The sequence below is a fragment of the Enterobacter sp. Ap-1006 genome (genome assembly GCF_011752835.1).
In the GTDB taxonomy this organism is placed as follows: domain Bacteria; phylum Pseudomonadota; class Gammaproteobacteria; order Enterobacterales; family Enterobacteriaceae; genus Cedecea.
The window spans coordinates 864,374-886,465 of record NZ_VWWU01000003.1 but is presented as its reverse complement, the minus strand read 5'-3'; the positions used below and the strand labels follow the sequence as shown (position 1 = coordinate 886,465).

The window sequence follows — 22,092 nt, the reverse complement described above, 5'->3', positions numbered from 1 at the left end:
AGGAATTGTCATGATGCAGGATTTTACTTCACTTACCCAGGCGCTTAAAAACGCGTCATTGAATGCGCTGCTGGAGCAGGTGCTGGCGCAGGTTAAAACGAATCCACAGGATCTTAAAGCTCGTGAAGTGCTGTTTAAGCTCTACTGCGTCGAGGGGAGCTGGGACAAGGCGCTGTTGCAGCTGCAAACCCTGGCGCTGCTGGACGATGCCCTGCACAAGCAGACAGAGCTGTATAAAAATCTGGTCTTCAGCGAAATGCAGCGTTTGCAGGTTTTAACCGGTGAACGGCAGGCTGCGACGCTGCAGGGAGAAATGCCGTTATGGATGGAAAAGCTGCATCAGGCGAACGTCGAGCATTATCAGGGGCAGACCCGACTCGCGGCGCTTTCTCGCGGTGAGGCTTTTGAGCTTGCGCCTGAAAGCGCAGGGCAAAGCGACACGCTGGCGGCGTTCAAGTGGATAGCCGACAGCGATGGCCGCCTGGGGCCGGTCTGCGAATTTATTTGTGCAGGGGGCTATCGTTGGCTGCCGTTTGCCTCAATACAAACGCTCAGCGTTTCCACCCCTGGCGATTTGCTTGATCTGATTTGGCTGCCTGCAACCATCAAGGTTGCCGATGAGGTATACCACGGGTATATCCCTGCCCGTTACCCCGTAGAACCTCAGGACGATCAGCAAAATAAACTGGGACTGAAAACAGAGTGGATAACGCTGTCTGAAGATCTTTCGGCGGGGACCGGGCGTAAAGTGCTGGTGACCGATATTAGCGATCGTTCAATAATGGAAGTTGGCGACATTGTTTTCGAATAATCCCTCAGAACGAAAGCAGCAATATCTTCCCACGCTGCTACAGCGCCTGCAGGACGATGAACCCAAAAGTCCTCACGATCGCGCGAGATTAATTGACATAAAGGGGATGCGGAGTCTGGTTCAAAAGGAGATTGTTGATCTTATTAATCATACCAATATAGAAGATAGACTAAATGAGCAGCAACATAAGCTAATTATGGCTTCTGTTCTCAATTATGGGGTGCCGGCCTTGATAGGCACCCAGGAAAATCACAAGAATTGGAGTGTTATAGAAAAAACGATTCGTAACACTATTTTACGCTTTGAGCCAAGAATTATTCCTGAGACGCTTATCGTCCGCTCACTGCAGGATAAGGAGGGTGTAGCCCGGCATGCCGTTATACCGTTCGAGATCCGCGGGCTCATATACTGGCAGCCCAGGCCGGTTGATTTATGCATGAGCGGTCGCTATGACTTTGAGTCTGAAAAAGTCGATTTGAAGTTGCTATAAGTGCATCACAGATTTACTCTTTGGGGTATGCCCATTTCTGGGTATTCTTATCTTTAAGAAATGTGGTCGGGCTTTTTTCCTGGCTACTTATCTCAAAATATCCTCATAAGATAAATCCCCATGCTTCCTGTGTAATAAATTGCTGCGCATTATATTAATGTGCGCGGCTGTTTTTATTGTTTGTAGTTTAAAAAACTATATTTAAGCCTATTACCTAGACGATAATTTTGAAAAAACGCATGTTAATGATATATTTGATCGTTTTATGGGTTGGGGGTAAACTTAAGTCCGACTTCCAACAAAGTCTTAATCTAAGAATAGGAGGGGCGTTTATCCTCCTGCACCAATTTTTTGTGTCTCATTAAAATTAGTCTCTATCTCTGGTTGGTTTAATCATATAGGCTGTTTTTCTAGCTTTAACAGTATGTTAGCTTAATCTTTCTCATCTTCGTATGGAGGAAAATATTTAAGGAAGGCATTACGTCAGGGGCCGGATAGGTTATGTCTGAATGGCTTAACTTACCATAAGTTGTTTCTATTCGCTCACTTTGTCTTTTCTGACAAGCATTTCGTATGCCCTGGAGTAGCTGCAACTTGGATGGGAATCGCAACACATGGGTGTGAAGTATGTTGAACATATTATTATTGGATTCTAACTATTACCAGACATCGGGACTGAGCCTCTTAATTACTAACCAACTTGCTGAGGAAAGCCTCGGTGAGGTCTGTTTTTTATTACCGTCCGAAGAAATGAGTTATGACATCGCTAACATTATCTTTCAGGATGACAGAGTAACGATTCAAATTAATAACCAACGGAATAATGAAGTTTCGTTTGATGGCGGATACAAGGAGAATGAAAAAATAATTGTCCATGTTCCATTTTTAACCAGAAACCAAACGCTTAACGACATATCCATGAAGATCGGCAAGATACTTGCGATTGCGCGTTCGGATTATAACCTGCTCATCAACAAGGAAGAGGCCTACTGGAGCCTGGGGCTAAAGAAATATGCACAGCTCTCTGATACTGAAAATAATGTAATGATTCTGATTGGTCGGGGGTACAACAGCACCGATATTTCAAGGATCCTTAATCGCTCAAGAAAAACCATTAGCACGCATTATCGTAACGCCAGCCGAAAAATGGGGGCGGCAAATAGAGCCGAATTTTATCGGTTTGCATCATTTATTGCCCGCTGCGGACGCGATGAAAGAAACACCCTTTGCCTGTGAGGCAATGATCAACTTAAAAGGAATTGAAAATGAAGTATAAAATATACATCAAATGGAGATTAAACCCCTTACTGCCCCAACGGCTGTGTATTTTAAGCGTACTTGCGGCCAGCTGTTCGCCCGCGTGGGCGGCCAATAATGACACGATTATTATCAACGGCGGTAATAGCACCCTAAGCAACACGACGTTGAATAATGAGGTTACAGGCAATTTTATTGTCCAGGCGCGAAATAATGCGACCGTCTCTGCCTCTCAATTGGTTCTTAATAGTTCCGGAAAGAATGGGGGAGGCGCGTGGATAGATAATAGCGAATTCAACGTGCAGGACTTGCAGGTCAACGTGACCGGCAAGGGCGGCAGCGGGGTTTACTTTGCCAATGACAGCCTTGGAACATTAGATAAATTTAACATTACCGGGCAGGACAACGCGCTGGGTCTGGTGCTGGACGGTTACTGGACGGCAAACCAGGGAACGTCGGTGGTGCAGGCATCCAATGGGGCGATCGCCACACAGGGCGGCGATGCTATCAGGGTGATGGCCGGGGAGCTGACGCTGAATAACGTCTCTGCCAGTACTGAGGGCGATCACAGCTACGCGGTTAACGCGAATTTAGCCGCAAAAATTGCGATTGAAGGCGGTACTTTCAGTACCGAAGGCGCATACAGCGATGCCTTCTGGGTGGCATCCAGGGACTCCTCCGTCGCAGTGAACAACGCGAAAATCGCCACAAAAGGGGATAACGCAATTGCCGTTAATGCCCAGCGGGGTGAGGCCCGGATGACCCGCAGTACCATTGAAACGTTGGGGGATAATGCCCACGGTCTGTACAGCGAATACCTGATTACCGGCGATAACCTGTCTGTCACCACTTCGGGCAAAGGCAGCGTGGGCATGTTTACCGCCCGCGGTGGGCAAGGCAGCTTAACAAATAGCCATATCTCGACGTCGGGCGAGCTTGCCCCGGGCCTGCTGGCCTACCCCAATGCGCAAATCAAAGCGGACCATGTGCAGATCGAAACCACGGGCAAAACAAGTTTTGGCCTCTGGAGCCAGGGGGGAGAGCTTGACGTCAGGCACAGCACGATTTCTACCACAGGAGAGGACGCGAGCGGCCTCTATGTGAATGGCAGTTCATCGTCAACGGCAATCAGTAACACCGTGACGCTGGAAAATGTGGGGCTGAATACCGCCCAGGCTCGGGCCATTGACGTTACGGCGACCGAGCTGCTGCTGAACGTCAAGGATTCCGACATCAGCGGTGGCAACGGCCAGCTGATGACGGTTGAGCACTATGATGACGGGGCCAGCGGCGTCAACAACGTCTACAGCATGGTGACATTTAATGCCGCCAGCAGTGCGCTGAAAGGTGACATTGTGGTGGACGATCCGGCCAATAGCGTGGCGGTAAATCTGACATCCGGCTCCGTGCTGACGGGAGCCGTGACCCATGCATCCTCGCTGATGCTCGACGAGAGCAGCCGTTGGAATATCAATAACCGCTCTGTCGTTGGGCAACTGACCAATAATGGCACGCTCGTTTTTACCGACGAGAACAATTTTGACTCGCTTACCGTAGCAGGCGATTACGCCGGTGATGGCGGGCAGATGGTGATGAACAGCGTGCTTGGCGACGATAATTCTCCGGCGAATAAGCTGATAGTTCAGGGCGACGTTCTGCCCGGCACAACGCACGTTAGCGTGAATAATTTGGGGGGACACGGGGCCAGTACCGTGGAAGGCATCGAACTGGTTGATGTGCAGGGAACGTCCCAGGGCAGCTTCGTTAAGGCGGGTCGTATTGTTGCGGGAGCCTACGACTACGATCTGGTTCGGAAAAACGACAGCTGGTATCTCACCAGCCAGCTTACCCCGGTGGATCCCGAACCTACCCCCGAGCCGGCACCTGAACCGAAAGTCGATCCGATCGTTCGACCTGAGGGCGGGAGCTATACGGCTAACCTCGCGGCAGCGAATAACCTGTTTATCATGACCCTGCATGACCGACTCGGAGAGACGCAATTTATTGATGCGTTAACCGGCCAGCGGGAGGTGACCAGTCTTTGGCTACGCCAGGTTGGCGGCCACAATGTCTGGCGCGATGGCAGCGGGCAGCTAAAAACACAAAGTAACCGTTACCTGACGCAGATGGGCGGCGACGTGGCCCGCTGGAGCACGGACGGCACCGACCGCTGGCATGTCGGGGTTATGGCGGGTTACGGGAAAAACAGCAGCACGACGGAGAATGGATCCAGCGGCTATCGTTCAAAAGGCACGGTGGACGGCTACAGTATTGGCGGCTACGGCACCTGGTACGCTAACGAAGAGGATCGCACCGGCGCATGGCTGGACAGCTGGCTTCAGTACGGCTGGTTTAATAACGAAGTGAAGGGCGATAGCCTTGCGACGGAAACCTATAAGTCGCATGGGATAACCGCCTCGCTGGAAGCAGGTTATGCCTGGAAACTGGGCCAGTTTTGGGGCAGCCAGGGTACCGTCAACGAATGGTTTGTGCAGCCGCACGCCCAGGCGGTCTGGATGGGCGTTCGCGCAGACAAGCATCAGGAGGAGAACGGCACCCGCGTCCGCCAGGAGGGGGACGGCAATGTGCTGACCCGCTTAGGGGTTAAAACCTGGCTCAAAAGCCACCACGCACGCGATGGCCATAAGCAGCGTGAGTTCCAGCCCTTTGTTGAGCTGAACTGGCTGCACAACACGCGCAGTTTTGCGACAACCCTTGATGAGGTTCGCATCGGCCAGAATGGCGCGACCAATATTGCAGAAGCCAAAGTTGGGCTCGAGGGGCAGATCAGCGCCCGGGTGAATCTGTGGGGCAATGTCGGCGTGCAGATAGGGGATGCGGGCTACAGCGACGCTGCGGCGATGTTTGGTATGAAATACAATTTCTAAGCCCTTAAATTCGGGCAGGCTAGCGCCTGCCCGAATGCTTTTTATGGGTTGAGGTGATGACGGATATGAGAATCGTTGCAAAGGAATGTTTTTATCTGGACGGATTGTTAACGCTGTTAGAAAGAATGCATCTCGACTACACCGAATGGGGTATCTGGATCACCGGACAGCGTTTTATCCCGTTTTTTATTTTTACAGAAAATAACGCCTACGCGCTTTATAACAGCGTGTTTCGACACAGAATACCTTCGCCGTCGATCATATTTTGTTCCGACCGGGCGAAGACTTTCCTTCAGGATATTTGGTACAGGGAAGAAATCTATTTTATTTCGTTGAGCGATGATTGTTATACGATCGGCGGAAAAATCAACTCAGCCATTGCGAAAATACTGTACCCTAAAAGGCAGCGTATCGTGCCTTCCTGCCCGTACTGCCGTTTAGACTGCGATGAAATAAATGTTATTCGCTTTTTGTTAAAAGGCTATAAGCCCGCCATGATTGCAGACTCTCTCAGCATAACGATTCGGCAGATCAGCCTCCATAAGCGTTCAGCAATGAGTAAGCTCCAGGTGAAAAGTTTCGCGGAGCTCTACTTTAAGGTTAAGTTATTAGACGCTATCGCTTAAATTCAAATTTTGATGGCAAAAATCTTCTTTGTTGGGGGAAAGGCATGAGTATGAAAATACGTAAAGCAAGGCTGGAAGATGTGCCGCTCTTAGCGAAGTTGGGGAGCGAAAGTTATCGCCATCACTTTGAGCGACACTGGGTTTCTGCTGAGGAGCTTCAGGCTTTTATTGAAGAGGAATACGCTCCGCAGACGCTGGCCGAGAGCCTGGCCTGCCCTGAGGTCAGCTGGTTTATTGCTGAGGTAGAAAAGCCGGTGGGATTTGCCAAAATCAGCTGGAACCTGCCGGTGCCGGAGCATTCGTTTTCCGGCGCCCTGCTTAATAAGCTCTACCTCGCCCCAGGTGAGACGGGGAAAAACTACGGCAAGCTGATTTTCGAAGAAATGCTTCGGCTGGCGCGGCGGCGAGAACAGCATTATCTCTGGCTACAGGTTCTGGAAGGGAACGAAGGCGCCCGGCGCTTTTATGAGGCCCAGGGCATGCGCCACCTAACAAACGAAACGTTTTCCAGCGCCACGCAAGCCAGCACTTTATACATTCTCGGCAGAAGTATTTAGCCTGGGGGAATCAGGTTTTAAATCTATAGCCCAACTATCTGGATGATAGAGGCTGAGTTCCAACCTGCTGTCTTCTATTTTTGCCCTTCATTCCTATAAGCCTGTACGTGAGCCTATATAAAGTTCGGGGGATCGTTATTTTTATTTCTGTCCCACGCGTATCACATCAGGACACATTCAGTTCATTATTTTTAATCCAGATACGAGCAAGGTCTACCCAGCCATAGCCTGCCAGACCCGTGCCGTGCAGGCGATGGTTTGCCGTGTAGCCCACTCGCTCAGTAGCCTGGGGCCAATGGTGTTCTCTTTAGGGCTGATGGCCGGGCTGGAGAGAGGGATATTTTTGCTGATGGGCGCGCTTTGCCTGGCCGGTATGCTGCTGGCGCTTTACAGCGAAAGAGTGCGTCTTCGGCAGGAGCCGGGCACGTTCACCGCAGCCCGGAGTTGATTTCGTGATTTGTTATGTTATAACGTTTTCTTTTTCGTGTAAGGAATACACAGGGGAACAGTATGATCATGAAAAAATCGGCGTTTATTCTGGGCATGGGCGTGTTACTGGCGAGCCATCAGGCGCTGGCGCACGGCCACCATCACGGCAAACCGCTCACGGAAGTGGAACAAAAGGCGAGCGAAGGGATCTTTGACGACGTTAACGTGAAAGATCGCGCGCTGTCCGACTGGGACGGGATCTGGCAGTCGGTCAATCCCCTGCTGCTGAGCGGCGACCTCGACCCGGTGCTGGAGAAAAAAGCCAAAAAGAGCGGCAAAAGCGTGGCGGAGTATCGGGCGTATTATCAAAAGGGCTATGCGACTGACGTGGAGATGATAGGGATTGAAAATAATGTCATCGAGTTTCACGTCGGCAAAGCGGTGCAAAGCTGCCGCTATGATTACGCAGGGCATAAAATCCTGACCTATGCCTCGGGAAAGAAGGGCGTTCGCTACCTGTTTGAGTGTAAAGATGCGCAGTCCAAAGCGCCAAAGTTCGTGCAGTTTAGCGACCATATTATCGCCCCGCGCCAGTCGCAGCATTTCCATATCTTTATGGGGAGCGAATCACAAGATGCTTTGCTGAAAGAGATGGATAACTGGCCGACCTATTACCCGTACAACATGACCAAAGCGCAGGTTGTGGACGAGATGCTGCATCACTAACAATGTAAAAGGGCGGCCCGGTGGCCGCCTTATTGTTAGAACAGGTAGCGAGCACCCAGAGTGAACTCGCTGGAGGCCAGGCGAGCTTTCATCTGCTCATCCTTCAGGCCACGCACGTTCCCGAAGGTGTTATAGCCGCTTTCCACTTTCCCCATATCCACGTAGCGATAGCCCACGTCGAAACTCAGGCGAGCGACCGGTGAGTAGCTGATGCCCGCGCCCAGCGAATAAGCGAGATTGTTTTGCGTGCTGTCGGCGTACTCACGGGCGGCGTTGCCCTGCCAGCCGCCGGCCTTCACTTTCGCAATACCTAAGCCAGCGGTGCCAAACAGCGACACGCCATAGCCAATGTCATAATCGCGATAGACGTTCAGCATCAGCCGCTCGGTGTTCAGCTTCAGGTGGTTCAGGCTGGTCGGGAAGGCGGTTGAGCCGCTGGTAAATTCAGTTTTCTGGCGGAAAGTGTATTCTCCTTCGGTGCGCCAGCCGTTGCCGTACTGGTAGCCAGCCGCCAGTGACGCACCGCCGAGCCTGTCTTTCTCTTTACCGCCAACAAACTGGCCAACGCCGGGACGGCTGCTGGTGTCCTGGTCACTGGCGCGCTGCTCGCTGTGTACATATTTCGCCGAAGCGTAGTAGCCTTCATCGCTGGTGGCTGCGGCGGCATGGCCTGCGCTCAGCAGAAGCGCCAGCGTCAGTAAGTTTTTCTTGTCATGCATGTCCTGCTCCTTGTGGTGTTATCCCGCGTTCAGTTCTTTCTCAATATTGTTTAAGCCTGCCAGGGCACAGGCCTGATCCAGATGGCCGCCCGGTGCGCCGCCGACGCCGACCGCGCCAATCACCTGTTCACCCGACTTCACCGGCACGCCGCCCGCCAGCAGCAGGAAGCCTGGAATATCACGCAGGTTGGCCGCGCCTGCATTGGACTGGGAACCCTTCATCACGTTGTCGGTTGGGTTTTTGGTGGTCAGCGAGGTGAAGGCCTTCATGCGGCTGGCTTCCACGGTATGCGGCCCGGCGTTGTCCATGCGCTTCATCACCAGCGGCGTGCCTGAACGATCGACCACGGTGACCGCCACGTTGTAGTTGTCTTTGGCACAGGCCTGAAGGACGTTTTGCGCCAGCTTATCGGCGAGGTCGAGGGAGATGTTTTTCTGGCTGAGCACGCCGGTGGCGGCGCTGGCCGTGGAGACAAGACCGCCCAGCAGCAGGGCGCTTAACAGAAGACGTTTCATGATGTTGCTCCAGAGTTGTTGGCTATGGGGCAATACTATGCAACGCGGAGATAGCGGGAAATTGGCGCGAACACCTAACTTTCCAGGTAGTTTTACTTAGTCTCTTTGGCGATGTCGCCGTAGGTTTTCAGCAGTTTGGGCAGCGAGTTGACTTCCAGTTTGGAGAAAATATTGGCGCGGTGCGCTTCCACGGTGCGCGGCGACAGCGAACACAGCTGCGCGATCTCCTTACTGGAATAGCCCTGAATAAGCTGCCCCAGCATCTCTTTTTCCCGCGCGGTAAGCGTGGCCAGCTTTTCCTGTAGCGGCTGCCATTGCTGCCGGGCTTCAACTTTCGCTTTCTGTTGTTCCATTGCGGCACCCACGACCTCGAACAGCAGATCGGCATCAACCGGCTTGGTCAGGAATTCAAAGGCACCGTTCTTAAAGGCGCGGCGGCATAAATCGATGTTGCCGTGTCCGGTCATGATAATCACCGGCAGCGCCAGGCCTTGCTGCGTCCACTCCTCCAGCAGCGTCAGCCCGGTTTTCCCTGGCATGCGGATATCGAGCAGCATACAGCCGTCGAGCTGGCTTAAGTCACCGGCGTTTTGCTGAAACGCCTGGGCGCTGTCAAAAGCCTGGGTTTGCCAACCGACGGTGGCAAGCAGCAGACTCAGCGAGTCACGAATGGCGGCGTCATCGTCAATCAGCCAGATACATGGTGCCATTATTTCTCCTCATCCTTAAGCGGGAACCACAGGCGGAAGCAGGCTCCGCCTGCTGATGTGTTGCCGGCCTCAATGGTGCCGTTCAGGCGCTGTACCAGCGTGTCGGCGAGCGCCATCCCCAGCCCGACGCCCTGCGCTCGGGTGGTGAAGAACGGAATAAAGACCTGTTCCAGCGCCTCAGGAGAAAGCCCCGGCCCGCCGTCGGTTACCGTCAGCGCGATGCCGTTATTATCCGAGCTTGCCTCCAGGTGTACCCAGCCTGCGCCGTTGGTTTGTGCCTGAATCGCGTTGCTGGCGATGTTATGCAGGATTTGCTCAACCCACAGCGGCGGGGCGATGAGCGGCGGCAGGTCATTGGCAAAATGGCTGGTGACGCGGATTTTGCTGTGGCTCAGTTCGTTATCCAACAGTGTGCATACGCGCTGCCAGAGCGACGGGAGATCGACCCGCTGGTGCTCGGCGCGTTCGCTGGTTAGCTTCTGGCGAAATTGGCTAAGCAGGCCGTCGATGCGCTTTATCTGCAGCACGGCGGCGTCCAGCAGTTCTGGTACCTGAGCCGGATTATCCTGTTTAATCAGCCGTACTGCTGCCTGGTTATAGCTCATGATGGCGCTCAGCGGCTGGTTCAGCTCGTGCACCATGCCGGCCGCCAATTCTCCCATGGTATTGAGGCGCGTCAGTTCGGCGTAGCGGGCGCGCAGGTCGGCAATGTCCCGGCGGCGTTTGTTAGCCTGATATTGCGTCAGCAGGTAGATCGCCAGCGCCCAAAACAGCGCCGGGGATGCTATCAGCCACCAGGGCAGTTTCGCCCATGCCGGGCTGTCGCTGGCCGAAACTAAAAACGGCTGCGTCTGGCTGGCCACGGTTTTATCCCACTGCCAGTAACCCTTGTTGGCGGTGCCCTGTTCGCAAAGAAGAGTGTTATTCCAGCTGATGCTGAGGTGTTGAAACGTCTTTTTCTCGCCCAGGGTGTCGAGCAGCGTCGGGAGATCGATCAGCAGCGAGAGGTTAGGGCGGTTCAGCCAGTAGCGGCCATTGGCTTCTGGCACAATCGCCAGGCGAGGCTCCGGGTTGTCATGCCGCCGCCACTCGACGATCTGCGGCAGAATGTGCTGCACCTCAACGGCGTTTTGGCTGACGGGCAGCAGAGGAATGATGGCATCGTGCTGGGACAGCTTAACCGTGATTTCGCGGTAAAGAATGCGGAAGTCGGCGGATTTATCTTCGTACTGCTGCTGTAAAAACCAGGCGCCAAGTCCCGCACAGCTAAGCAGCGTGAGCAGTAGCCAGCTGATTATCCTTAACATGTGAAGTCCTTGCGTTGGCGTTGGCTGAAATATGGCCTCAGTATGGGGTAACTTTGGGGCAAAAAAAAGCGGGCACCGTAGCGCCCGCCTTATTATCAGTATTCACTGAAATCAGTGCTTGTTACAGCCCGCGCACTGTTTGTTCTGAATCTGCTGGAAGAAGTCGTTGCCTTTGTCATCCACCAGGATAAACGCCGGGAAGTCTTCCACTTCGATTTTCCAGATAGCTTCCATACCCAGCTCAGGGTATTCCACCAGTTCAAGGCTCTTGATGCTGTTTTGCGCCAGCACCGCTGCCGGGCCGCCGATGCTGCCGAGGTAGAAGCCGCCGTGTTTGTGGCAGGCGTCGGTCACTGGCTTGCTGCGGTTGCCTTTGGCCAGCATGATCATGCTGCCGCCGTTGGCCTGCAGCTGGTCTACGTAGGAGTCCATGCGGCCTGCAGTGGTTGGGCCCAGGGAACCGGAAGCGTAACCTTCCGGCGTTTTAGCCGGGCCAGCGTAGTAGATCGGGTGATCTTTCACGTACTGCGGCAGCGCTTCGCCGTTATCGAGGCGTTCTTTCAGCTTCGCGTGGGCGATGTCGCGTGCCACGATGATGGTACCGCTAAGCGACAGGCGAGTGGACACCGGGAAGTCGGACAGCTGCGCGAGGATCTCTTTCATCGGGCGGTTCAGGTTCACTTTCACCGCTTCGCCTTCTCCGGCCTGGCGCAGCTCTTCCGGGATGTATTTGCCCGGATTGCTTTCCAGCTTCTCAATCCAGATGCCGTCTTTGTTGATTTTCGCCTTGATATTGCGGTCGGCGGAGCAGGAGACGCCCATGCCGATTGGGCAGGATGCGCCGTGGCGCGGCAGACGAACGACGCGGATATCGTGGGCGAAGTATTTGCCGCCGAACTGCGCGCCCAGGCCAAGCTCCTGCGCTTCTTTCAGCAGCTCTTGCTCAAGCTGCACGTCGCGGAACGCCTGGCCGTGCTCGTTACCTTCGGTTGGCAGGCCGTCGTAGTAATGGGTCGACGCCAGCTTCACGGTTTTCAGCGTGGATTCTGCGGAGGTACCGCCAATCACAAACGCGACGTGATACGGCGGGCAGGCTGCGGTGCCCAGCGTGCGCATTTTCTCCACCAGGTAATTTTTCAGCTTCGCCGGGGTGATCAGTGCTTTAGTTTCCTGATACAGATAGGTTTTGTTGGCGGAACCGCCGCCTTTGGCGACGCACAGGAATTTGTATTCATCGCCGTCCACGCTGTAGAGATCAATTTGTGCAGGCAGGTTGGTGCCGGTGTTCACCTCTTTGTACATATCCAGCGCGGCGTTCTGGGAGTAGCGCAGGTTATCTTCTATGTAGGTGTTGTACACGCCCTGAGACAGCGCCGCTTCATCGCCACCGCCGGTCCAGACGCGCTGGCCTTTTTTGCCCATGATGATAGCGGTGCCCGTATCCTGGCAGGTCGGCAGAATGCCCTTGGCCGAGATGTCTGAGTTACGCAGGAACTGCAGTGCGACGTACTTATCGTTTTCGCTGGCTTCCGGGTCGCTCAGGATATCCGCCACCTGCTGCTGGTGCGCCGGACGCAGCATAAACGCCGCATCGTGAAACGCCTGCTGAGCGAGCAGGGTCAGCGCCTGTGGCTCAACTTTAAGGATGGACTGGCCTTCAAATTCGCTGACGGAAACGTGGTCGCGGGTTAACAGGTAATATTCGGTGTCGTCATGCGCCAGCGGGAAGGGATTTTGGTAAACAAAAGGTTTGTTCGACATAGCTCGTTACTCCATAAAAATAAACCGCCGGAGGTTGCCCTCCAGCGGCTTTAAATCAGAACATCAGGGACATCCACGGATAACCAATCACCAGCAGCGCGGCCAGGAACAGGCCACCGAAGATGGTGCCCAGGCGCCAGTAATCTTTGGTTGGCAGGTAGCCGCTACCGTAGTAGATAGGGCTTGGGCCGGTGCCGTATGGGGTGATGATGCCCATGATACCCAGCGAGGTCACCATCAGCAGACAGAACACTTCCATATTCATGCCCGGAATGGTGGAGGCGATGGTCAGCATCGCCGGCAGCAGCGCGGTGGTGTGCGCGGTGGTGCTCGCAAACAGGTAGTGCAGCAGGTAGAACGCCAGCAGCAGGACAATGGTCGCGGTGCCTGGGGCGATACCGGTCATTAGCGCGCCGCCTTCTTTACCCAGCCAGGAGATAAAGCCGGTAGAAGACAGGCCATCGGCCAGGGCAACCAGGGTGGCGAACCAGACGAAGGTGTTCCACGCCGCTTTGTTATTGGTGATGTCGTTCCAGTTCAGAACGCCGGTCCACAGCATCAGCACGATAACCAGCAGGGCCGCAAGCGCAGGTTCAATCCAGCTTGCCGCGAAGATCCACATCACCAGCGCGGAGCAGACGAACACCAGCAGCAGGATTTCGTTGCGTGACAGCTTGCCCAGTTTTTCCAGTTCACGGCTCGCCCATTTTGGCACTTCGTCGTTCACTTTCACTTCAGGCGGGTAGAGCCAGTAAGCCAGCAGCGGCATAGTCAGCAGTAACAGCAGGCCCAGCGGCAGGAAGGCAAGGAACCACATGCCCCAGGAGATGTTGATGCCAACGATGCTTTTCACCAAAGCCAGCGCCAGCAGGTTAGGGGCCAGCGCAGAGAGGAACATTGAGCTGGTGATACAGGCTGCGGTGATAGCCACCCACATCAGGTAAGAACCGATTTTACGCGCGCTTGGGTCATTAGGTTTTGAGCCATACAGCGGCGGCAGGTTAGCGATAATCGGGTAGATGGTTCCGCCGCTGCGTGCGGTGTTGGACGGGGTAAACGGTGCCAGCAGCAGGTCGGCGAAAGCAATGGCGTAGCCCAGCGTCAGGCTGCGGCGGCCAAGGTATTTCACCAGAATCAGCGCCAGTCGGCGGCCAAACTGGGTCTTATCGTAACCGGCAGCAAACATAAATGCGCCGAAGATAAGCCAGACGGTGGAGTTCCCGAAGCCGCTGACCGCCCATTTAAAGGAGGCACCCGCCAGCTTGAATTTCGGGTCGGCCATTTGCTCCGGGCTGAACAGCAGCCACTGACTGCCGAGCGAAATGACGACGATCCCGGTCAGGCCGATAACGGCGCCCGGCAGCGGCTCGAAGATAAGCCCGACGATAACGCCGACGAAGACAGCGAAGAAGTGCCAGGCGTACGGCGGCAGGCCGTCCGGGACCGGAACCAGCATCAGCAACAGCGCCACAATGATGGGCAGGGCCATCATCAGCCAACGTTTGTTGTTGCCTGCTTTTTTATTGCTCTCTTTGAGCGGCGGTAGATTGGTGGTTATTACACTCATAATGACACCGTTATAAGGAGTTAAGGATTCGTTTTATATTTCCGCTTACTTTAGTTTTTAAACTTACTTTATTAATTAAATGTTCTTGGTTAGCGGTTACGGAAATAGGTATTCATCGCTTTTTATCGGCGGTGAATTAAATTTTATGGATAGTTATATATTGCGCTTTCGGGGTATATGACAATTGATCGAGATCAAAAAAACAGATTCTGGTTATTCTTTTCGTAAAAAATAATAGTTCGTGTTTTAGCAGGGTTATTTACGGCGAAAAGTTATCAGTTTGATCATTAAAAAAGCGGCGCTCAGGTCATTTTTGATGTTTTTTGCTGACTCGATTCCGCTTGCCGCATGGTCTGGCGTGTGTTCACGGTGTGCATCTGGTAGGTAACTAAAATGTTATATTAATTTAATAAGCTGTTATCTTTTATATTTTAATTAATAACACGTTGTGGGTAATTGTGTTATTACGGTTCTTCAATAGTTTTTAAACTAACGTAAATAGTTTGGTAACTAAAAATAGTCTTATATTGTTGATATGCGAAATGGCCAATAACCAGAACGAAAATAGTGCCAGCAACCGAATTCTCAGTTTTAAATTTTAAAGTTTGGAGTCGACATTATGAGCACCGACAAAAACATGTTAAGCCCATTTACTTTACCTAACGGTACGGCGTTAAAAAATCGTCTGCTAATGGCACCGATGACTACCTGTACCGGGTATTTTGATGGCACCGTGACCGAAGAGCTGGTGGAGTACTACCGCGTCCGCGCCGGGAGCATCGGTACCATCGTGGTGGAATGCTGCTTTATTGACGATTTAGGCCTGGCCTTCCCTGGCGCTATCGGGATAGACACCGACGAAAAAATTGCTGGCCTGGCGAAAATCGCCGCCGCGATTAAAGCTGAAGGCTCCAGAGCCCTGCTGCAGATTTACCACGGCGGCCGCATGGTCGACCCTAAACTCATCGGTGGCCGCACGCCGGTTGGCCCAAGCGCGCTGGCCGCACCACGTGACGGCGCTGCAACGCCGCGTGCCCTGACCACAGAAGAAGTGGCGGGCATGGTGACTAAATTTGGTGAGGCCGTTCGCCGCGCCATTCAGGCTGGTTTCGACGGTGTGGAAATCCACGGCGCGAACACCTATCTGATTCAACAGTTCTACTCCCCGAACTCAAACCAGCGTGATGACGAATGGGGCGGCAGCCGCGACAACCGCGCTAAGTTCCCGCTTGCCGTGCTGGATATCACCCATCAGATGGTGCGTCAGTTTGCTGACGATGCATTCATCATCGGCTACCGTTTCTCCCCGGAAGAGCTTGAGGTGCCTGGGATTCGTTTCGACGACACCATGTACCTGCTGGAGAAATTGGCCGCGCGAGGCCTGGACTACCTGCACTTCTCTCTGGGTTACTCGCTGCGTCCGTCCATTAACGACACCACCGACCCGACGCCGCTGATCAACAAATACTGTGCAATGCGCTCCGACGCGCTGGCGCAGATCCCGGTGATGGGCGTGGGCGGCATCGTGAATGCTTCCGACGTGGAAACCGCGCTGGAGCACGGGTATGACCTGGTGGCCATAGGCCGCGCCTGCATTGCCTACCCGGACTGGACTGCCCGCATTGCCAACGGCGAAGTGCTGGATCTGTTTATCGACAGCACCAAACGCGAAGAATTGACCATCCCTGAGCCGCTGTGGCGCTTCTCGCTGGTCGAGGCAATGATCCGTGACATGAGCATGGGCGGTGCCTCTAAATTTAAACCGGGGATCTTCGAAGAAACCGTCAGCGATGACGTCAACCAACTGGTGATTAACGTCAGCCTCGACAGCGATCGCATCGCCGATATCGCGCTGGCTGCTGGCCCGCAGGACGACGTGGAGTTCACCACTAACTTCGAAGAAATTCGTACCCGTATCCTGACCGCCAACTCGCCGTTTGTGGATGCCATTTCCGGCGCGACTTCCCAGAGCGAAGCGGTGAAAAAAGCCGTTTCTAAAGCGATGGTGAAATCCAGCAAGCAGCAGGCGTTTGAAGAAAGCGGCGGCGTTAGCGCCCCGCAGAGCTACGACGTGGTTGTGGTCGGCAGCGGCGGTGCCGGTCTGGCGGCGGCGATTCAGGCCCACGACGAAGGTGCCAGCGTGCTGATCGTTGAGAAGATGCCGTCCATCGGCGGGAACACCGTTAAGGCATCTGCCGGGATGAACGCGGCGGAAACCCGCTTCCAGCGCGTCAAAGGTATCTTCGACAGCAAAGAGCTGTTCTATGCCGAAACCCTGAAAGGCGGCTACAACAAAAATAACCCAGAGCTGCTGCACCGCTTTGTGGAAAACGCCCCGCAGGCCATTGAGTGGCTGGCGGATCGCGGCATCATGCTGAACGACATCACCACCACCGGCGGGATGAGCATTGATCGCACCCACCGCCCACGTGACGGATCGGCGGTCGGCGGCTACCTGATCAGCGGCCTGCTGCGTAACATCAACAAACGCAGCATCGACGTGCTGATGGAAACGGCGGTAACGGAAATCCTGTTTGACCAGGGCGCAGTCAGCGGCGTGGCGCTGCTGACGGACGAAAACGAAGCGCTAACCATCCACGCGAAAAGCGTGATCGTGGCGACCGGCGGCTTCAGCGCCAACAGCTCGATGGTGGTGAAATACCGCCCGGATCTGGAAGGCTTTGTCACCACTAACCACAAAGGCGCCACGGGCGGCGGTATCGCGCTGCTGGAAAAACTGGGCGCAGGCACCGTGGATATGGGCGAAATACAGATTCACCCAACCGTGGAGCAAACCACCTCGTACCTGATTTCCGAGTCCATTCGCGGCGGCGGTGCCATCCTTGTGAACCAAAAAGGCAGCCGCTTCTTCAACGAAATGGAAACCCGAGATAAAGTGTCGGCGCAGATTATCGCGCTGCCGGAGAAATACGCTTACATCGTGTTCGACGAGAACGTTCGCACTAAAAACAAAGCGGCAGATGAGTACATCGCCAAAGGCTTTGTGGTCAGCGCCCAAGGGCCTCGCGAACTGGCGGAGAAACTGGGAATGGATTACCACGCCTTCCTCGCCACGCTTGAGCGTTACAACGGCTTCGTGGAAAATCAGTACGACGAAGATTTTGGCCGTAAAACCGCGCTGCGCAACCCGATTAAAGATGGCCCGTTCCACGCCATCCGCATCGCCCCTGGGGTGCACCACACCATGGGCGGCGTGACCATCAACGCCGAAACCGAAGTGCTGGATAAACAGCATCAGGTTATCCCTGGCGCGTTCGCGGCGGGTGAAGTGGCCGGTGGTATTCACGGCGGCAACCGCATCGGCGGTAACGCGGTGGCGGATATTATTGTCTTTGGTACCCTGGCGGGCCATCAGGCGGCAAGCTGGGCAAAACGCTAAGCCCAACTGCGCTCCGGCTCTCGCCGGGGCGCAACCTTTTCAGCAAAAGGAGCCCGCTATGTCGCAACCCGAAGGTGTTTATGGCTACTCCGCCGTTTTAATGGGCTCGCCCATTCTCCTCAAGCTGTTCGAACCCAACGAAACTCTCGCCTCTCAGGTGTTCCGCCTGATCAAACAATACGAAGATCTGCTCACCGTGAACCGGGCCGAATCCCAGGTGATGAGCATTAATCACGCGGCGGGCAAACATCCGGTTGCCGTCAGCCGTCCGGTGTTCGAGCTAATCAAATGCGCCAAAGCCGCCAGCCAGTTCCCCGACAGTATTTTTAATCTCGCCATTGGCCCGCTGGTGAAGCGCTGGAAGATTGGTTTCAAGGGCGATAGCGTTCCACCGGCAGAAGACATCGTCGCGCTGCTGCCGCGCACGCAGCCGCATCAGGTGGTGCTGGACGAAGCCGAAGGCAGCGTTTATCTGGCACATCGCGGCATGGAAATAGACCTGGGCGCGATAGCCAAGGGCTATATTGCCGACCGGGTACGCGACTTCTTGCAGCGGCAGGGCGTGGCGCAGGGGCTGATTAACCTCGGCGGCAACGTGCAGACGCTGGGCTCGCCGGAAGGCGGTTGGTCCATCGGGCTGAAAAAGCCGTTTAGCGACCCGGAAGAGATGCTGGGCGTGATTGAGGTGGCGAACAAATCGGTGGTGACATCCGGCGTTTACGAGCGCTATTTCGAGCTGGACGGCAAACGCTATCACCATATTCTCGACCCGCGCACGGGCTACCCGCTGGATAACGACCTGGATAGCGTGACGATCGTCTCGACTGACTCGCTGGATGGGGACATCTGGACGACGTTGATTTACGGGATGGGTTTAGAAAAGGGCTGCGCCGTGCTGGCGAATCGCCCCGATATCGAGGCGATTTTTGTCACCAAACAGCGAGAGATTATTCTCTCTTCCGCCAGCCAGTTCCGCTTTACGTTACTGGATGACAGCTACCGGCTGATTACTGGCAGTACTGCTTGAGCAGGCCAAGCTGTTCGGCCTGCAGGCGATAGCGGTACACCGGGCGGCCGGTCATGCCGTAATGAATGCTGGTGAACAGGATATTGATCTGCGCCAGCCAGATCAGATACTTACGGCATGACACGCGAGAGATATTCACCGCCGCCGCCAGCTCGTCGGTGGAGAACTCTTCCGTCGGATGGGTGTCGATCCACTGGCAAATGGTGCGCAGCGTTTGCGGCGTCAGCCCCTTCGGCAGGCGCTTGGCGTCCGCCACCACCGGGGAGCCACCGTGCAGCAGTCTGTCAACATCCGCCTGCTCGTAGTATTTGTGGGTGCCCATCAGGTTTTTCTTTTCACGCCAGTTGGTTAACGCTTCTTCAAAGCGCGGGAACTGGAACGGTTTGATCAGGTAATCCACCACGCCGTAGTGCATCGACTTCTGGATAGTCGCCGCGTCCGCCGCCGAGGAGATAACGATCACATCGATGGTTTTTCCCGCTTCGCGCAGCGTTGGCAGCAGATCCAGGCCGTTGTCCTGCTGCATATACACATCCAGCAGGATCAGATCTATTTTTAGCTCCGGGTTGCTGACCATCTCCCGCGCCTGTTTCAGCGTGGAGGCAGAACCGCAGCAGCTAAAGCCCGGGATTTGGCTGACGTAGGCGCGGTTAAGCTCCGCGACCATCGCATCATCATCAACAATTAAGACATTAATCACGCATTGTTCCTTTCACTATCCCAGGGTAACTGCACAAAGAATTGGGTGAAGACGCCGGGTTCTGACTCCACCTGAATATTGCCGCCAAGGCGCTCAAGCTGCTGCCTGGCAAGGAACAGCCCCACGCCACGCTGCTCGCCTTTGGTGGAGTATCCTTTGTCAAAAATAGACTGAATATGGTCCGGATCGATACCCGGTCCGTCGTCGCTGACTTCCACGCTTAGCACGCCGTTCTGGTAGTGCAGCAGCACGCCCACTTCCCCATCAGGCTGGTCGCCCATCGCGTCCAGCGCGTTTTCTATCAGGTTGCCCAGCGCGGTAATCAGCGCCATCACCTGAAGTTCGTTCGGGTTGTCCGGCAGCTGGCATTCGTCGGCAAGCGCCAGATGGTGGCCCGCTTCCCGCGCGCGGTTAATCTTACCAATCAGGAACCCGGCAATCACCGGCGACTTAATTTTGCTCTGCAGCGTGCCAATTTCCGTCTGGTAATTGCTGGCGGTTTGCAGAATGTACTCTTCAAGCTTGTCGTAATGTTTAAGCTGCAGCAGGCCAAGAATGACGTGCAGCTTATTCATAAATTCGTGCGAGCGTTCGCGCAGCGCGTCGACATAATTCACCATGCCGTCTACACGCTGGGTCAACAAATTAATTTCAGTCTTGTCGCGGAAGGTGCTGATGGCGCCGATCACCTGATTATTTATACGAATTGGCACCGCATTACACAAGACCAGGCGGCCGTAGCTGATGATTTGCCTGTCCTGAATCGGCGTGCCGGTGTGCAGCACTTCGCACAGCGTGGCCACCAGCGGCCCCGGCGGCACGGTTTTACCGAGGCGGAAATCGTCCGGGGAGAGCAGCATTTTGCGCGCCGCGTGGTTGATAAGCGTCACGTGGCCTTCGCGGTCAACGGCGATAATGCCCTCTTTAACGGACTGCAGCATCGCCTGGCGCTGCTCGAACAGCGCGGAGATTTCATACGGCTCGAAGCCGAACAGAATGCGTTTCAGTACCCGCACCAGCACCCAGGTGCCGAGCGAGCCGAATAGGGCGCTGAACAACACAGTCCAGAGCACGCTCCAGCGGCTCTTGCTGATCTGCTCGTCAACTTTGCTCAGCGAAATGCCGATGGCGACCACGCCTATCTGCTTATGCTGTTCGTTATAGACCGGCGTAAAGACGCGCAGGGCTTCCGCCAGCACCCCGTGGTTGATCGACACATTCTCTTTGCCCTCCAGCGCCGGGAAAATGTCGTCGCCAATAAAATGCGAGCCAATATTGCCGGGTTGGGGGTGCGAATAGCGAATGCCGTTCATGTCGGTCACCACCACGAACAGCAGGTCGTTACGCTCCTGCACGCGGGTAGCTACCGGCGGAATAATGTCTTTGCTGTGGGGCTGCGTCAGGCCGTATTTGATCGTCGGATCGTCGGCCAGGGTTCTTGCCACCGCCAGCGCGGTATCTTTCAGGCCGCTGCGGGTGGCGTTGCTGATCTGGATAAAGTACAGGGCGTAAACCACAAGCAGCACCGAGCCGATAACGGCGCACAGCATCAGCGTCACCGAGGTGCTGAGTTTCATCGGGCGCTTGGCCGTCGTTTGCGGGGGCTTCGTGTCGCTCATGGTTGTTCCGGTCCGGGGCGCAAACGGTGATTATCGCCGATGGAACCGGATTGTAAAAGCCGTGTCAGAGATAGCGGCCAATATACCTCTGCGGGGAAACGCCCAGCTTTTTCCTGAACATAGCGATAAACGCGCTGCTGCTGGCGTAGCCGAGCGTGCTGGAAAGATTGCTGATGGTGGTGCCGCGCGCAAGGTGGCAGACGGCTTCCACCAGGTGCATTTGCTGCCGCCATTCGGTAAAGCTGAGCTGAGTCTCTTCCCGGAACAACCTCGCCAGGGTTCTTTCGCTTGCGCCGACCCGTTTTCCCCACCAGGCCAGGGTTTCCCGCTGGGAAAGGTCGCTGCACAGCGCATCGCAAAGCTGGCGAATACGCCTGTCGTGGGGGAGGGTGATATGGCACAGGGCAATATCCTGCAGGCGCAGCAGCTCGTTGTGCAGCAGGTCGTGCAATAGCTGACTTCGCTGCGGGTCGGCGGGTTTTTCCAGGCCAGCGACGGTCAGGGACTGAAACAGCGGCGTGACCGCCAAGCTGCGGCTGTGGCGGCTGAACGCGGCAGAAGCCGCTGGCGTCATGTAGAGATTGTGGGTGACCACGTTGCCGATAGCTTCCAGGCCGTGAGGCAGGCGCCCCGGCAGCCAAAGCGCGTGGCCAGGGGCGACGACCCAGACGTTTTGCTCGCTGCGGATCTTCGCCACGCCGCTGACCGGGTAAATCAGCTGGCCCTGCTCGTGGGCGTGAAACGGCTCCTGGCTTCCTGCGCTATAATGGAGTTCTCGTACTTCCAGAAACGCTTCCTGCGGACTCTGCTGTGTGAATTGCTTTATCATTTGTTGTCTGCCGTTCGTCCGATTCTCGCCATTTCATGATGCAGTAGCGCGTTAAGACAATCTCTGTCCGCTTTGCGATATCCCGTCAACCAATCGCGCTATTCTGCCACGGGTGCTCTTCTCTTTTAAAGGTGAATAATTATCATTTCGATC

19 protein-coding genes are annotated in these 22,092 nt (G+C 54.9%); 10 read left to right on the top strand and 9 right to left on the bottom strand.

Features of this window, described 5'->3' with window-relative positions; all coding sequences use genetic code 11:
* Window positions 1-10: 10 nt before the first annotated feature.
* From F3J28_RS12400 to zinT, 8 genes are all read left to right on the top strand, one after another.
* The gene (locus F3J28_RS12400; RefSeq protein ID WP_166876286.1) at window positions 11-811 is read left to right on the top strand and encodes a type VI secretion system accessory protein TagJ; all 801 of its coding nucleotides are present in this window, start codon (window positions 11-13) and stop codon (window positions 809-811) included.
* The gene (locus F3J28_RS12395) at window positions 798-1,301 is read left to right on the top strand and encodes a type VI secretion system baseplate subunit TssE (RefSeq protein ID WP_008454385.1); all 504 of its coding nucleotides are present in this window, start codon (window positions 798-800) and stop codon (window positions 1,299-1,301) included. The genes F3J28_RS12400 and F3J28_RS12395 overlap by 14 nt, the downstream gene beginning before the upstream one ends.
* 627 nt (window positions 1,302-1,928) lie before the next feature.
* The gene (locus F3J28_RS12390; protein WP_166866544.1) at window positions 1,929-2,537 is read left to right on the top strand and encodes a helix-turn-helix transcriptional regulator; all 609 of its coding nucleotides are present in this window, start codon (window positions 1,929-1,931) and stop codon (window positions 2,535-2,537) included.
* Window positions 2,538-2,566: 29 nt separating this feature from the next.
* The gene (locus F3J28_RS12385) at window positions 2,567-5,446 is read left to right on the top strand and encodes an autotransporter outer membrane beta-barrel domain-containing protein (RefSeq protein WP_166876283.1); all 2,880 of its coding nucleotides are present in this window, start codon (window positions 2,567-2,569) and stop codon (window positions 5,444-5,446) included.
* A 65-nt stretch (window positions 5,447-5,511) separates the two neighbouring features.
* A complete protein-coding gene (locus F3J28_RS12380) occupies window positions 5,512-6,072 on the top strand; it encodes a helix-turn-helix domain-containing protein (RefSeq protein WP_166876280.1) in 561 nt (186 codons plus the stop codon).
* A gap of 50 nt (window positions 6,073-6,122) precedes the next feature.
* A complete protein-coding gene (locus F3J28_RS12375; RefSeq protein ID WP_286178150.1) occupies window positions 6,123-6,629 on the top strand; it encodes a GNAT family N-acetyltransferase in 507 nt (168 codons plus the stop codon).
* Between the two features lie 253 nt (window positions 6,630-6,882).
* The gene (locus tag F3J28_RS12370; RefSeq protein ID WP_166876274.1) at window positions 6,883-7,077 is read left to right on the top strand and encodes a hypothetical protein; all 195 of its coding nucleotides are present in this window, start codon (window positions 6,883-6,885) and stop codon (window positions 7,075-7,077) included.
* Window positions 7,078-7,139: 62 nt separating this feature from the next.
* Window positions 7,140-7,784: a metal-binding protein ZinT gene (gene zinT, locus F3J28_RS12365; RefSeq protein ID WP_166866481.1), complete on the top strand. Its 645-nt coding sequence runs from the start codon at window positions 7,140-7,142 to the stop codon at window positions 7,782-7,784.
* Window positions 7,785-7,819: 35 nt separating this feature from the next.
* Here zinT and F3J28_RS12360 read toward each other — a convergent pair whose 3' ends face one another.
* The 6 genes from F3J28_RS12360 to F3J28_RS12335 all read right to left on the bottom strand — a co-directional run bounded on the left by F3J28_RS12360 (window position 7,820) and on the right by F3J28_RS12335 (window position 14,364).
* On the bottom strand, window positions 7,820-8,503 hold the full coding sequence (locus F3J28_RS12360; RefSeq protein ID WP_166876271.1) for an outer membrane protein: 684 nt from the start codon (window positions 8,501-8,503) through the stop codon (window positions 7,820-7,822).
* A gap of 18 nt (window positions 8,504-8,521) precedes the next feature.
* Window positions 8,522-9,019 (bottom strand): GlcG/HbpS family heme-binding protein, encoded by a 498-nt coding sequence (locus tag F3J28_RS12355; RefSeq protein ID WP_008454402.1) that lies wholly within the window; start codon window positions 9,017-9,019, stop codon window positions 8,522-8,524.
* A gap of 92 nt (window positions 9,020-9,111) precedes the next feature.
* Complete coding sequence (locus F3J28_RS12350) at window positions 9,112-9,729, bottom strand: response regulator transcription factor (RefSeq protein ID WP_166876268.1); 618 nt, start codon at window positions 9,727-9,729, stop codon at window positions 9,112-9,114.
* Window positions 9,729-11,036: a sensor histidine kinase gene (locus F3J28_RS12345; RefSeq protein ID WP_166876265.1), complete on the bottom strand. Its 1,308-nt coding sequence runs from the start codon at window positions 11,034-11,036 to the stop codon at window positions 9,729-9,731. Before F3J28_RS12345 ends, F3J28_RS12350 begins: the two co-directional genes overlap by 1 nt.
* A gap of 111 nt (window positions 11,037-11,147) precedes the next feature.
* A complete protein-coding gene (gene fumA, locus F3J28_RS12340; RefSeq protein ID WP_008454408.1) occupies window positions 11,148-12,797 on the bottom strand; it encodes a class I fumarate hydratase FumA in 1,650 nt (549 codons plus the stop codon).
* 55 nt (window positions 12,798-12,852) lie between these two features.
* The gene (locus tag F3J28_RS12335; RefSeq protein ID WP_008454410.1) at window positions 12,853-14,364 is read right to left on the bottom strand and encodes an anion permease; all 1,512 of its coding nucleotides are present in this window, start codon (window positions 14,362-14,364) and stop codon (window positions 12,853-12,855) included.
* Window positions 14,365-14,983: 619 nt separating this feature from the next.
* Between F3J28_RS12335 and F3J28_RS12330 the strand changes: the two genes are divergently transcribed.
* Together F3J28_RS12330 and F3J28_RS12325 are read left to right on the top strand one after the other, a co-directional pair.
* Window positions 14,984-17,764, top strand: coding sequence for a flavocytochrome c (locus F3J28_RS12330; RefSeq protein ID WP_166876261.1), 2,781 nt, complete (start codon window positions 14,984-14,986; stop codon window positions 17,762-17,764).
* Window positions 17,765-17,822: 58 nt separating this feature from the next.
* A complete protein-coding gene (locus F3J28_RS12325; protein WP_166876258.1) occupies window positions 17,823-18,791 on the top strand; it encodes an FAD:protein FMN transferase in 969 nt (322 codons plus the stop codon).
* Here the strand turns inward: F3J28_RS12325 and dcuR are convergent.
* The 3 genes from dcuR to F3J28_RS12310 all read right to left on the bottom strand — a co-directional run bounded on the left by dcuR (window position 18,772) and on the right by F3J28_RS12310 (window position 21,939).
* Window positions 18,772-19,491 carry a two-component system response regulator DcuR gene (dcuR, locus tag F3J28_RS12320; protein WP_008454417.1) on the bottom strand — a complete coding sequence of 240 codons (720 nt, stop codon included), beginning with the start codon at window positions 19,489-19,491 and terminating at the stop codon, window positions 18,772-18,774. The two genes, F3J28_RS12325 and dcuR, sit on opposite strands and share 20 nt — an antisense overlap.
* The gene (locus F3J28_RS12315) at window positions 19,488-21,110 is read right to left on the bottom strand and encodes a sensor histidine kinase (RefSeq protein ID WP_166876256.1); all 1,623 of its coding nucleotides are present in this window, start codon (window positions 21,108-21,110) and stop codon (window positions 19,488-19,490) included. The genes dcuR and F3J28_RS12315 overlap by 4 nt, the downstream gene beginning before the upstream one ends.
* A gap of 64 nt (window positions 21,111-21,174) precedes the next feature.
* Window positions 21,175-21,939 (bottom strand): AraC family transcriptional regulator, encoded by a 765-nt coding sequence (locus F3J28_RS12310; protein ID WP_166876253.1) that lies wholly within the window; start codon window positions 21,937-21,939, stop codon window positions 21,175-21,177.
* Window positions 21,940-22,092: the final 153 nt, after the last annotated feature.